Origin of the sequence: Timonella senegalensis JC301, from assembly GCF_000312125.1 — a bacterium.
In the GTDB taxonomy this organism is placed as follows: domain Bacteria; phylum Actinomycetota; class Actinomycetes; order Actinomycetales; family Cellulomonadaceae; genus Timonella; species Timonella senegalensis.
This window is the reverse complement of sequence record NZ_HE978641.1, coordinates 600716-611581: the sequence shown is the minus strand read 5'-3', so window position 1 is coordinate 611581 and position 10866 is coordinate 600716. Positions and strand designations below refer to the sequence as shown.

Here is a 10866-nt window from a genome sequence, read left to right as displayed (position 1 = left end):
ATCGTGGCGGACGGGCCCACCGCCCAGATCCGGGCGGTTGCGGCGGGGCGCGTGGTGACGGCGACGCTGCCGGACGCTGGTGCGCAGTCGGACGAGGCTGCAACTTTGGCCGAACTACGCAGGATAGACGGCGTCCAGTCGGTCGAAGTCAACGGGCACAGGGTCGTGGTCACCACGCTGGATTCTGACGGTCTTGCTCGCCAACTCCTGACCACCTACAACGCTCGAGACCTCGAGATTTCCGCGCCGAGCCTCGAGTCCGCGTTCCTGGACCTTACCTCCCAAGAATCCGAGGACCGGGCCGCGACCAGCACACCGGCAGAAGCCACCAAGGGGGCCCGACGATGAACGCCACCTACATCCGGATCGACCTTGCCCGCCAGTTCCGGGACCTCGGCAACATCATCTTTGTCATGACGATGCCCGTGATCATGTACCTGATCTTCGGCGCTACCGTGGCGGGCGGCAACGACCCGGCCGGTCACGCCAACGTCAAGTTCTACGTGATGGCGTCCATGGCCGCCTACGGCGCGGCGCTCGCGGCAACCACCATGACGGGCACCGCCGCGGTTGAGCAGATGCAGGGCTGGGGTCGGCAGATGGGACTCACCCCCATCTCTAACCGCTCGGTCGTGGCGATGAAGGTGTTTGTGGCACTCGTGGTCACCGCCTGCGCGATCGTGCTCATTTACCTGGTCGGTTATGTCACCGGGGCGCGGGCTGAACACTGGGGCATCTGGGCGGCAACCGCCGCCATCACCCTGGGCGGTTCAGCCCTCTACGCGATCTTTGGGTACATGGTCGCGCTGCGCTTCAAGTCCGAGTCCGCACTCGGCGTTGCCACGGGCATCTTGGTCCTCATGTCCTTTGTGGGCAACGTGTTCATGCCGCTTACCGGCGCGATGCTGACCTTTGGCAAGTTCACGCCCATGTACGGGTACGTCGGTCTGGTGCGCTGGCCGCAGCTCGAGGGCGTGCTTGTCCAGGAGGGTGGGGGCTCCGACCCGCTGTGGGCGCTGCTTCTCAACTACGGCGTGTGGCTCGTGATTCTCACCGTCCTAGCCGTCACGAGCGTGCGTCGCGGGCGCTCGCGCCAGTAACGGTCGCGCCAGTAGCGCTCCACGCTGAGCGCGGCAGTAGCGCTGAGTGCGGAGGGTGGCGCTGGACCCAGAAGTTCGCACGTCCCAACTTTCGGTAACCCGGCGCCCGAATACCAAGATTTCCGGATCGTGGAAAACTGGGGAAGTTCCCGCACCCCATCCCTGGATACCCCATGTCTTTCTTTGGCCTGCTCCTCATCGCAATTGGAGTGTCAGCCGATGCGTTCGCCGTAGCCCTGACCCTCGGCGTGAAAATGCGCGAGTTCGTATGGAAGTACGCGCTCATCATCGCCCTGTTCTTCGGCGGATTCCAGGCACTCATGCCGCTCATCGGCTGGGCACTTGGAAGCTCGTTCCTCGAGTACATTGCGGCCTTCGACCACTGGGTCGCGTTCGCGCTCCTCGCGATCATTGGCGGCAAAATGCTGTGGGAAGCCTTCGAGCCGGACCACGTAGAGGAACGCCTGTGCGCCCTACACCTCGACTCTCCGGACTGCGACTGTGAGCCCGCCGGAACCTCCGGCCACGAATCGGGTGACCACCCACTGACTCAGGGTGGTGGCGGGACTGCGTTGATCGTCGAAAATCAGGTAAAAATCCGCACCAAACCAGCGTTCCTGGCGCTGGGGCCGCTGACCATGCTCGCGATCGCCGAGTCAATCGACGCGCTCGCCGTGGGCATCACATTCCCCGTGTACGACATCAATGTGTGGGCCGCGATCTCGCTGATCGGCGCGGTCACGTTCGCGATCTCGCTCGCCGCGGTGGTCATCGGCCACCGCCTTGGCTCGCGGTTCTCCAAACCAGCCGAGATCATCGGCGGGCTGATTCTGATCGGTCTGGGCCTGCAGGTGCTCTTTGAGCACCTGGGCTGACGCCCCTAATTAACGACGATAGGGCTGGGTTCGCGTTCGAACCCAGCCCTATCGCTGTGTCTGGGCGGCGTGAACTACGCGCTCGTGACCGTGTACGTGACGCGCAGTGTGTGGGTGGCGCCGGGGGAGAGGGTCACGGCGCTGTCGCCGGCGTTCGCGGACTCGACGCACACGAACTGCGTCCACTCGTCATCGCCGAGGTCGGACATGCCCTTGGCCAGCTCGGACCACGGGTTCCACACCACGGTGGTTTTGGAGTGCGACTTCTCAATCCGGATGAGGCGCTGATTCTGCTTATCAATGATCGTGGTGGTTCCGCGGGACGAGTAGATGCGGTCCACCTCGCCGTTGAACGTGACGGGTCCTTCCTGGTAGATGGGGTCGTCGCCGGCGGTGGGGCTGCTCGCGGCCTTGTCCAGGTATGCGGCGCCCTCGAGACCGGTGATTTCGGTCTGTCGGATGTCACCCACTCGGAAATACGTGTGCAGCGCTTCCTCGAACGTGAAGGGCTCGGTGCCGCGGTTGGTGACCTCGAGGCTTGCGGTCAGGGAAGTGGCCGTGAACGTGGTGGTGTACGCGGCCTCGAAGGGGTGGGGGAAGAGGGTGGCTTTGGGGTCTTCGTTGCTGAGGTCTTCGTTGCTGAGGGCGAATGAGACGGTCCAGTCGCCAATCGAGTTTTCCGATTCCGAGACTAGGCGCCAGTTCACCAGCCGCGCGAACCCATGCTTGGGGGACTTGCCGCCCGAGGCGCCCGCGCCAAACCAAGGGAAGCACAGCGGGATGCCGCCGCGGATTGGGGTGCCCAATCCGTACCCGGACTTCTCCGAAACAAAGATGAGTGGGCCGTGTTCGGGCGTCTCCCACTGCGTTACGTGCGCGCCTGCGGAGTGAACCGCGAACACCCCTGAAGGGCTTACTACGCGCTGGATCTGGTCGGTGTCTGTGCCGGTCATGGCACCATTCTTTCCCGGAATCAGGCCCGGCGCATGTCTTGGTGTGGCTGAAACACCGGAACCGGTGACTAAATTCACGTTGGCGGCGCGGCCCTGTGACCAGCGTGAGTATCCGCCTGGAAGGTATCTCAATTGGCTAGATATTTTACTCGTGAAACGATTAAAGGAGGTAATTGAGCGTGCCGATAGAGCAGTAAGGTACGCAATACTCAAGGGGGAAACATGAGCTCATCGTGGCTCAAGAAAGTCATGGGTGCACTCACTGTGGGCGCACTCGCCATGACCGTAGTAGTTGCACAACCAGCCGCTGAACCTGCGCACGCCGCAACCAGCATCACCACCGCGCACAAGTATGCCGCAGACATCAACACAATCTTCAAAGAGACCAACAAGCTCCGCGCAGCCGCGGGCAAATCGGCACTCAAGTACAACCACAAGATGACCGTGGTGGCTTACAACTGGTCCGCCAAGATGGGCGGCTCCGTAGGTCTTGCACACAACGGGAACTATTCCAAGCAGATCCCGTCCGGCTGGAGCCGCGCCGGCGAGAATGTGGCTTATGCCTGCCACTACGGCAAGGACTCCGCCAAGATCATCGTGGATAACCTGAGGAAGTCTTCCGGCCACTACAAGAACATGATCGGCGACTACAACAGCGTTGGTCTGGGCGTGAAGTGGGTTGGGGACTGCCTGTGGGTCACCCAGAACTTTGCCAAGTACTCCAAGCCAGTGTCGAACACGCTTCCAGGTGCTGTAGCCAAGGACTACTCGTACAAGTACCCAAAGTCGATCGCGGCAGCTAAGAAGGCAAGCTCCACGGCTGCCTCCGCTAAGAGCTCGGCTGCCAAGTCGCTCGCCACCGCAAAGTCTTCGCTGGCCACGGCCAAGAAGTATGCGGCCTCAAAGAAGGCAACCAGCAAGACCAAGTCCGAGTACAAGAAGGCCAAGGCAGACTACGAGACTGCCAAGACTGAGTACTCGCGGACCTCGTCGCGCGCAGCCTCTGCCAAGAGCGCCTACGCAAGCGTGAAGAAGTACGCCAAGGCCGGATCCAGCTCCAAGGTGAAGTCTTACTTGAGCACGGCGAAGTCCAAGGCATCTGCCGCAACCACATCCAAGTCCAAGACCACGATCGCCAAGAACAAGGTTGTCGCACACACAGCAGCGGCAAAGAAGGCGATGCGCAAGTAGATACTGCGCGGTGCACGTCTTGGAACATGAACTAATGCGCGGTGAAAGGCCTACCTGGCGGCTGGCCTAACCACAGCGCATTCAGCAAAGCGGGAGGGGTTGGACAGGAACACTGGTTCCTGTCCAACCCCTCCTTTTGGTTGAGCGTGTTTCAGACGGGGAATGACCTAGCCGGAAGTGAGGGATAGTTTTGTGGATCCCGCGCTGGTTCTGGCTTAGCCGAGGACTAGCTCTTTGCCGTGCGTCGGCCGATTCCGATGACCGCTACTCCCGCTGCTAGCAAGGCAATGGAAAGGCCTACGGCGAGGTTTGAAAGGCCGGTCTGCGCCAATTCTTCATCAGACGGGACCTCGATGGCATCGCCCGAGACTCCACTGGAAGGCTCCGGAGACGGGGTTTCGGGGGATGGCGTTCCGGGGGTTGTGGTCTCTGGGCTGGTTGGTTCGGTCGGGTCGGTGGGCTCGTCGCTTGGGTTCGACGGCTCATCGGTGGAGCCGGTTGGGTCGGTGGGCTCGCCCGTTGGGTCGGTCGGATCAGTGGGCTCATCCGTTGGATCAGTCGGGTCAAGTGGAGAGCAATACTCAGGCGTGATCCACGGGTATGCGTGCTGTTCGTTGCCCTGGTTGTGAGTGGTGAGGTCACCGGCAACCCAGATGCGTCCGTTCGTGGATGAGTTCAGAATGACCTGGCCCGCAGGTGAAGAGCTCAGAATGGAGCCAACGAACTGGTAGCCGGCCTTGCCCGTGCCACCAATCGTGACGGTTGAGACTCCCGAGCCAAAGTTCCACATCACGCTCGAGGAAAGCGCACCAAAGTCCTTGGAGTTGAGGTCCAAGATCGTGCCATTGAGCAGGATCGAGGTGAAGTCGATGGCCACGGTTGGGACGTCTGCGATCACGTTGATGGCCAGTGGACCGGATGCCGCGACGTCGCCTACAAAGTTGATCTCCTTATTGACCACCTTGTTCAGAACCGAGGCGTGGATGTTGAGTGTCCTCACTTCTCCGCTGGCGCCAGCGCCCAGGTTGATTGTGAGTGGCTCCCACGAGTTCATCGGCTCCGTGTAGCTTGCCACCGGTGAGCCGCTGTTTGCTTGGCCGGAAAGCGTTGAGGCCAGACCAGTGATCGTCGCAGGCATGTCCGCCCACTCGGCTACGGCAGCGCCACCGAGTCCACTCCGAACCACTCCGGTTCCGGCGTCAATCTGGCCGGTGATGGAGCCGCCCACGTTGACCGAGCCGCCCGTGATGCCTTGAAGCTGCAGGCCAAGACCTGCGTCCACGCGAGACTCGATGTTGAGATTCCCGCCGACCGCAAGCATGACCGAGTTGTTCTCAGGGACGATGAGCGAGCTGCCTCCAGCCGTACCCGCGTTGAGGTTCGGGCCGCTGACCTTGGCGTCGCCCAAGACCACAAGGACGCCCTCAGACTCGGACGCCGTGGAGGTGTAGTCAACGCCGACAAAGACGCTGACCTGGTTGTCGATCTGGACTTCGTTGGTAGCACCGGTTCCAAGGCCCGGTGGGACAACGCAGGTTTCTCCCTTCGCGCCGGCGCCAGCTGCGCCCGTTGCAGTGAGGCTGACGGTGAGGACGCCAACCGTTGCGGCAAACATCAAAGATGCGAGTGGCTTTTGTGGCCGTGTTGGAGAGTTTCCGCTACGCGCGGCGACGGTGAGGGCAGGGGACACAACGACGCCGTGAGTTTGTTAGGAATGTTTGCCAACCAAAACTAAAGGAGCCCGCAAGTCTCGGATGGGGAAAGAGCTCCCTATGTCGCGTTTGGGGTCGGGTGTGATGGGAGCGGTGAACGCGCAAAAAGGAGGGTCTCGTTCAGGAACAGGTGTTCGCGAACGAGACCCTCCAAAGGGTCGGCAACCGGTTTCGAGGTGGATGGCTCTACCAACGATGGGAGCCTGCGAATCCGGTTGCCAGATGCGGGGTTGGCCAAGCTGGGTCGAGGTGGTGAGCTGCGGTGATCCTCAAAGCCGGCCAACTGGATGAAGAAGTCAGTCCAAGCTCAGGCCGACGAGTGACAGTTCTTCATGCAGTTCGCTCGAGCGGGTGGCACTTTGCGGTGGCAGTGGCGCGCCCGTGTGGGGAGCGTTTGCCAAAAGTAGGCTTGCGCGCTCAAGGGTGCGGTCGTTGGCCCGACTCAATGTAAGCCCGCGGGCAAGGTTCGGTCGTTGTGCGCTCTGGAGCCGGGGTGAACCCAAAAGATCCTTCATCACATACCTCGAAACTTAGACGGAAGGGGGCGGTTTGGTGCGGGCGGAGAGCTGGCGGTGGCGCTCCGATGTTTTGTTAGTGTCACTAACTAATAACAAAATAGACCACATGGAAGGTTTTGGGAAGGCGCGGGTGTGAGGTGAGGCGGGTCGAACTGCCCATCGTCTGGCGGTCACCCGAGGGGGTTTGGGAGTTTATCGAGGTCAGCGTGTTACCCGCCCACCTCAAACTGCCGTTGTGGTTTGGGTGGGGCACGTCCTGCTGCATGCGATGTGACAGGGCTAACGCCCTGGTAAGTTTCTTGTGGGTGTCCATCCGTCGTAATATTGAGTGTTGCTTCGACCGCAAAGTCGATCATTGGGGCTATGGCGCAATTGGTAGCGCACCTGCTTTGCAAGCAGGGGGTTAGGGGTTCGAGTCCCCTTAGCTCCACAATCCAAAGAGAGGCACCGCATGCGCGGTGCCTCTCTTTTTGTCTCTCGCGGAGGCCCCTCCAGCGCCGCACTCCATTACCGACGATTCGCCTGAGTCACGTCAGCAAGATTCGTTGCGATTCATCACTGTGGCGGCGGGTGAAGCCTGCTGGGCTAGATATGGAAAAACTGGCCAGTTCGACGGTTTCTTGCAGACTGTAATTGTGTTCCAATGCCACACAAATCCAGGTAAATTGCCTGCTCAAAGGGTGTCGTGGGGGCTCGCTGGATATGTACGTCAAGCGCGTAATCGGAAATCTCGTCGCCGGGACACTAGCGCTTTACTGGCAAAATTTCTAGAAACTTGAGTTTTTGAGCGGGTGAAATCGGAATTCTTGCGTGCTCGACCGGCGTTCGCCGTCTAGATTAAGGCAAGTAGGAGTTGTGTGAATGTACCGCTAGCGACTTTATGAGTCCTACAGGGGGGCGGGACCTTCAGAAGCGAGAACGATGCTGTTTTCGCACTGCAATAGGTTTCAACGCCAGGGTCATAAATAGCGAGTAGGACGAGCCAATGGTTCAGCACAGAGCTGTGCGCCAGGGGCGCCGCATCGGCGCCATTTTGAGCGTATTTGCACTTACTTTGAGTATGGGAAGTGTCGCGTTTGCCGACGAGCCCACGGGGGATACTCAGGATGCCCCGGCAGTAGCAAAACTTGTAGCCGGTAGCGAAGACGCTACTGAGGGCACTGCAAAGCTTGCCGCCGAAGACCCTGCAACAGCTCCGGCAGAGGAACCTGCCGTCGAGCCGCCAACCACTGAGGCGCCAAAGACGGAGCCTCCGGCTGACCCAGCGCCCACCAAGGACCCGGAGCCAACCAAGGCGCCAGAGAAGCCTGCGGCAACGACGACCCCGAATGAACCAAAGTCGGAGCAGAAGCCTGCCCCGCCCGAAGCTAAGCCGGACGCAACCGACAAAGCCGCCGAAGGACCCGCTATCGAGGCTGACGCGCTTGACATCATGCCTCTTGCGATCGGTCCGGACGGTGGTACCGCACCCTATGTGTACTGGAATGTAAAGGACACCGACGGGAACCTTGTCCCCGGTGCGACCTTTGCTTTTAGGTATCGGAGCAATGGCGAGTGGACCGCGGGAACTAACGCAGGAGCGATCGTTGACTGTGCGGGTACTTGTTCTGCAGGTGCCAGCGGGAACTCACTTGACCGAGATCCTGATGGTGGCGAGTGGCTGCTTGAGCATAGGCAAACCGACCGCAACCAAAGCAACCGGCTGAGTACCAGCAATCGGTACAGTGTCCAGCAAGGCACTGCTCCAGCGGGATACGAGTGGGTGGTTAGTGGTACGAATACCCAGAGCATGGGAAGCAATAACCCGTGGGGTGGAACTGCGACGTACAACTTTGGTACGTTCCAAGTTCGCAAGATTGTGCCGCCAACTACGGGCCTGACTTGTGCCGCGGGATATGTCTATGGAATTGGCGGTTCGGGTCAGCTGCAGCAGATCGCCCCGAATGGCGTAAAGACCAACATTGGCACCGCAGCCTCTAATGTGAGTTCCTTCAATGCGCTAGGAATCGGCCCAGGTGGGGATCCGGTCTATGCCCTGAACCGTACAAACAGCACTTCGACGGCAACCATCTACAAGTACAACACCACTACAGGTGTATGGACGAATACCGGTACGACCCGAAACACGGAAACGAACCTCGTGGCCGGAGCAGTCGATCTTTCTACAGGTATCTACTATTTCGGTGGATACATGTCGAATGGAAACTTTAGGATCTATTCATACAACCCAAGTACGAACTCAACTTCTGAAAAGATCACTGTTGTCACTGGACTGACCAGTGACGATAACTCGAATGGTGACATGGCATTCGACTCCACGGGCGCGCTTTTCATTGTTCGCGGTGCGGGTAGCACAACGACTGTCTACAGTCTTACTGCTGCAGAATTCGCGGCGGGCGGCACAATTACAAAGGGCTCATCAAACTCGGTTACAACTACGAGCAACGTCAATGGCGTGGCGTTCGATGCCAATGGCAAAGGCTATCTCGGAGCAAGCTCCACGATCCAGTCGTACAACATGCCCGGGTGGACTGGCCAGTTAACGCACACATCAAGCCTTTCAGATTCGACTGACCTTGCGAGTTGCTCATCGCCTCCTACTATCACGATCGAGAAAGAGATCGTTGGCGGACGTGTCAGTGTTGGAGACCAGTTTAAGTTGAGCCTGAAGCAAGGCGCGACAACTATTTCCGAGGTGACTACCACTGGATCCGCAACGGGAGTGCAAAGTCAACGCATTGGTCCTCTGCCGACCGTACGCAACGTAGCTCTGAGTTTTTCTGAAGCGGGAGCAAACGGTGCAGATCTCACCAAGTACGCGTCGGCATACCAGTGCACGGTGACCCACGCTAGCGGGTTCGTGGAGTCGTTGGCCGAAGTCAATGGAACGTCAGGCACTATCACGATCCCCACTTCGGGAAACTCAGTGCGGTGCGTGTTCCGAAACTCCCCGCTCGTTGCCAAGGTGACGATTCACAAGGATGTCACGGACGGACTTGGGGAGAGCCCAGTCAAGAGGCAGGGTTGGACCGTTGGCGCTCAATCTACTGCAACGACGGGTACTGTATCTGCCGCGCCGGCTGGCACGACCCAGTTAACTAACGCGGATGGCGATGCGTCCTGGCAACTCACTTTCAATGCGTACGCAAGCCGCGCAACAGTAAAGGTCAGCGAGGTTCAACAGGCTGGATACGAGTTCTTATCCGGTGCATGCAAGGTGACAAGCCTCAGTGGTGCTGAGCGAGTAGTCGAGCTCGCCAGTGCAACAGCGTATGACCTTACTGGAATTGCACCGGGTGACACTGTGGACTGTTCGTACACGAATAAGCCCACGCCAGGTGACCTAAGAATCGTCAAGGCTCTGGACAGTTCTGTTCCAAGTGGATTTGGTGCGATCAGCTTCAGTGGAACGTACACCTGCACATTTGGTGGGGAGACGGTTGCCTCAGGCACTTGGGCACGAAACGGTGCCGGGGAAGCCACACTCACGCGTGACGATGGGCTCCTCTACTTCCCTGCTGGTTCGAGTTGCTCCATCACGGAGACTGCGCCGACAGGCAGTAACGGGCTTCCAAACAGTTCGTGGGAGTGGGGCGTTCCAGTAGTCGGTAGTGCAGTCACCATCCAGAGCGGTACCGTAAGCACGATTACGGTCACCAACAAGGCCAAGCAGAACTTCGGAAACTTCTCAGTAACCAAGGTGGTTCCGGAGGGTAGTACTGCAGACGCGACTAACCAGTACAGCGGAGCGTGGTCCTGCACCATCGGATCGGCGCCGAACGTACAGACGGTCACCGGAAACTGGGGCCCAATTGCCGCTGGAGCTACGTGGACCTCGACCGATGCAGACAAGATACCTCTCGGTGCGAACTGCGCAGTTACTTCGGAGACTAGGCCTGCCGACCCGGTTAGCGGCAATCCGTCATACCAGTGGGACGGGGATGCAAACCTAGGAACCGCTGTAGTTGCTGCAAAGACGCCAGTGCCAGTCATCACGGTGACCAACAAGACCAAGCAGGTACTCGGCAGCGTTGTCTGGACTAAGGTCAACCCTCGCGGAGACTTGCTCGGTGACTCGACGTGGACTCTGACAGGTCCAGGTCAGCCAGCTGGCGGTACAACGATCGCGGACTGCACCGCAGATCCTTGCGCTGGTCCTGACATGGATCCGGCTAAGGGCAAGTTCAAACTAGTGAGCCTTGCTTGGGGCGACTACACCTTGGTGGAAGCAACGGCGCCTCCGGGCCACCTCCTCGACACCACTCCTCACCACTTCACAGTGGGTGCCAGCGGTGTTGATATCGTTCTCGATCCCATCAAGAACGTTCCAGTTACTCCGCCAACGATTCCTCTGACTGGTGGAATCGGACGCGACACAATCGAGCTCATGGGCCTCGGTGTCCTGACGCTCGGATTCGGTGCGGCGCTCGCCGTTCGAGTCAGCAAGCGCCGCAAGGAGGTTGCTTCAGCCTAGTGCGACATCCCAGACCAGAGAATCCCCCGCGCACCTCGGACCA

At 59.6% G+C, this 10866-nt stretch carries 6 protein-coding genes, 1 tRNA gene and 1 pseudogene; 6 read left to right on the top strand and 2 right to left on the bottom strand.

Going from position 1 to position 10866, the window contains the following annotated elements; all coding sequences use genetic code 11:
- The 3 genes and pseudogenes from HGSM_RS02630 to HGSM_RS02620 all read left to right on the top strand — a co-directional run.
- Nucleotides 1-348: pseudogene (locus tag HGSM_RS02630) on the top strand (ABC transporter ATP-binding protein); the annotation flags it as partial.
- Nucleotides 345-1100, top strand: coding sequence for an ABC transporter permease (locus HGSM_RS02625; protein WP_019147185.1), 756 nt, complete (start codon nucleotides 345-347; stop codon nucleotides 1098-1100). The pseudogene HGSM_RS02630 and the gene HGSM_RS02625, both read left to right, overlap by 4 nt.
- 173 nt (nucleotides 1101-1273) lie before the next feature.
- The gene (locus tag HGSM_RS02620) at nucleotides 1274-1975 is read left to right on the top strand and encodes a manganese efflux pump MntP (protein WP_019147184.1); all 702 of its coding nucleotides are present in this window, start codon (nucleotides 1274-1276) and stop codon (nucleotides 1973-1975) included.
- A gap of 74 nt (nucleotides 1976-2049) precedes the next feature.
- Here the strand turns inward: HGSM_RS02620 and HGSM_RS02615 are convergent, their stop codons facing one another.
- Nucleotides 2050-2928: a D-hexose-6-phosphate mutarotase gene (locus HGSM_RS02615; RefSeq protein ID WP_019147183.1), complete on the bottom strand. Its 879-nt coding sequence runs from the start codon at nucleotides 2926-2928 to the stop codon at nucleotides 2050-2052.
- A gap of 222 nt (nucleotides 2929-3150) precedes the next feature.
- Between HGSM_RS02615 and HGSM_RS13540 the strand changes: the two genes are divergently transcribed.
- Nucleotides 3151-4119 carry a CAP domain-containing protein gene (locus tag HGSM_RS13540; protein ID WP_019147182.1) on the top strand — a complete coding sequence of 323 codons (969 nt, stop codon included), beginning with the start codon at nucleotides 3151-3153 and terminating at the stop codon, nucleotides 4117-4119.
- A gap of 226 nt (nucleotides 4120-4345) precedes the next feature.
- Here HGSM_RS13540 and HGSM_RS02605 read toward each other — a convergent pair whose 3' ends face one another.
- Nucleotides 4346-5734: a choice-of-anchor A family protein gene (locus HGSM_RS02605; protein ID WP_154646216.1), complete on the bottom strand. Its 1389-nt coding sequence runs from the start codon at nucleotides 5732-5734 to the stop codon at nucleotides 4346-4348.
- Between the two features lie 972 nt (nucleotides 5735-6706).
- Here HGSM_RS02605 and HGSM_RS02600 point away from each other — a divergent pair.
- Together HGSM_RS02600 and HGSM_RS02595 are read left to right on the top strand one after the other, a co-directional pair.
- Nucleotides 6707-6779, top strand: a tRNA-Ala gene (locus tag HGSM_RS02600).
- 555 nt (nucleotides 6780-7334) lie between these two features.
- Nucleotides 7335-10823: a DUF5979 domain-containing protein gene (locus tag HGSM_RS02595; protein ID WP_154646215.1), complete on the top strand. Its 3489-nt coding sequence runs from the start codon at nucleotides 7335-7337 to the stop codon at nucleotides 10821-10823.
- Nucleotides 10824-10866 lie beyond the last annotated feature (43 nt).

Coding starts and splice junctions, on each gene's coding strand:
- HGSM_RS02625 (WP_019147185.1), top strand. CDS start 345: ATGAACGCCACCTACATCCGGATCGACCTTGCCCGCCAGTTCCGGGAC.
- HGSM_RS02615 (WP_019147183.1), bottom strand. CDS start 2,928: ATGACCGGCACAGACACCGACCAGATCCAGCGCGTAGTAAGCCCTTCA.
- HGSM_RS02620 (WP_019147184.1), top strand. CDS start 1,274: ATGTCTTTCTTTGGCCTGCTCCTCATCGCAATTGGAGTGTCAGCCGAT.
- HGSM_RS02595 (WP_154646215.1), top strand. CDS start 7,335: ATGGTTCAGCACAGAGCTGTGCGCCAGGGGCGCCGCATCGGCGCCATT.
- HGSM_RS02605 (WP_154646216.1), bottom strand. CDS start 5,734: ATGTTTGCCGCAACGGTTGGCGTCCTCACCGTCAGCCTCACTGCAACG.
- HGSM_RS13540 (WP_019147182.1), top strand. CDS start 3,151: ATGAGCTCATCGTGGCTCAAGAAAGTCATGGGTGCACTCACTGTGGGC.